Annotated in this window: 1 protein-coding gene; it reads left to right on the top strand. The window is 68.8% G+C overall.

From position 1 onward, the window contains the following. The first annotated feature begins 362 nt into the window (after positions 1 to 362). A complete protein-coding gene (locus IG74_RS0144515; protein WP_030689514.1) occupies positions 363 to 1,604 on the top strand; it encodes an IS701 family transposase in 1,242 nt (413 codons plus the stop codon). Positions 1,605 to 1,774: the final 170 nt, after the last annotated feature.

Raw genomic sequence — 1,774 nt, 5'->3', positions numbered from 1 at the left:
GTGCCCTCAACTACCTCTCACCAGCCGAATTCGAACAGCAGCACCTACGAGCAGATACACTCTCAATCGCAGCATGAGCCCCTGTGTCCACACTCCGGGAGTTCGTTAACTTCCCGGCCTTGGGGCTTCGTTGCTGGAGTGTCTGCGCCAGGTGTTGTACCTGTTCAGCCAGCGGAAGACCGCGCGTCGGCAGGCTGTGGCTCCGGGCCGGCGTCGGGTGCCCCTGAGAGGTACTCCAGTGGGACTTCACCATTACCGCTGGTCAGGAGCGGTCTTTCCAGCCTAGCGGGCGGACGGTGCACCGCGGGCCGGTATCGGGGAGCCGTCGTGATCGGCGGGTCGGGACGTGCAGGCTCGGGGGCATGATGGCGGACTTTGTCACGGGACGCTGGAGTGCCGAGCTTGAGGACCTGTTTTTGCGGGTGAGCGGCCGGTTCGGCCGGGTTGAGGTGCGGCGTCGGATGCGGGACTACGTGCGGGGCCTGCTGGGCCCGGTGAGTCGCAAAAACAGCTGGCAGCTGGCCGAGTACGCCGGTCACACCGGCCCCTACGGTCTGCAGCACCTGCTGTCGTGGAGCCGGTGGGACCCCGACCAACTGCGCGATGACGTGCAGAGTTACGTCGCCGAAAAGCTCGGCGCCCCGGACGGTGTGCTGATCGTCGACGACACCGGGTTCGTGAAAAAGGGCACCGTCTCGGCCGGAGTGCAGCGGCAGTACTCCGGTACGGCCGGACGGACCGAGAACTGCCAGATCGGCGTCTTCGCCGCCTATGCCTCGCCTCGGGGGCGGGCGTTGGTGGACCGGGAGCTGTATCTGCCCAAGTCGTGGACGAATGATGTGGCCCGCTGCCGGGCCGCCCGCATCCCGGCCGACCGCGGCTTCGCCACCAAGGGGGAACTGGCCCACGTCCTGGTCCTGCGGGCCCTGGCCTCGCCGCTGCCGATCGCCTGGGTGACCGCCGACAGTCTCTACGGGCAGGAGTGGCGCTTCCGTCACCTGCTCGAGCAGGCCCAGGTCGGCTACGTGCTCGCGGTGCCCAAGTCCCAGCAGCTCAAGTCGCTGGCCGGGATCTGGCGCATCGACCAGTTGATCGCCGATGCACCGGACGACGCCTGGCAGATCTTGTCCTGCGGCGACGGCGCCAAGGGTCCGCGCGTCTATGACTGGGCCGCGGCGAAGCTGCCCGTCAACATTGTCTTCGATCCTGATCCGCCCACGCACGAGCGGTGGGTGCTGGCCCGCCGCGGTCTTAAGCGTCCCGACGAGATCGCCTACTACCTGGCCTACGCGCCCGCGGGCACTGCCGTGGAGAAGCTGGTCCGTGTCGCCGGCTCCCGCTGGGCGATCGAGGAGTGCTTCCAGGCCGCCAAGGGCCAGTGCGGCCTGGACCAGTACGAAGTGCGCCGTTACCCGGGCTGGTATCGGCACATCACCCTGGCCATGCTCGCGCACGCCTTCCTCGCCGCCATGGCCGCGGCCGCGGTCAAAAAAGGGGCGGCCGAAACGACCCAGCCGGCCTGGTCCCGCTCACCGTGGCAGAGGTCCGGCGCCTGCTGGCTGCTGTCCGCCCCTGGCCGGCGCACCGCGGTGTCGGCGCACTGACCTGGTCCCGCTGGCGCAGACGCCACCAGGCCATCGCCCGCGCCTGCCACTACCGCAGACGCGTCCGCGACCGAGGCGGCTCCCCGATACCGGCCCGCGGTGCACCGTCCGCCCGCTAGGCTGGAAAGACCGCTCCTGACCAGCGGTAATGGTGAAGTCCCACTGGAGTA

This window comes from Streptomyces sp. NRRL B-1347 (assembly GCF_000720325.1).
Classification (GTDB): Bacteria; Actinomycetota; Actinomycetes; order Streptomycetales; family Streptomycetaceae; genus Streptomyces.
Note: the sequence above shows the minus strand (reverse complement) of the source record. Positions and strands in the feature narration are given on the sequence as shown.

Coding starts and splice junctions, on each gene's coding strand:
- IG74_RS0144515 (WP_030689514.1), top strand. CDS start 363: ATGATGGCGGACTTTGTCACGGGACGCTGGAGTGCCGAGCTTGAGGAC.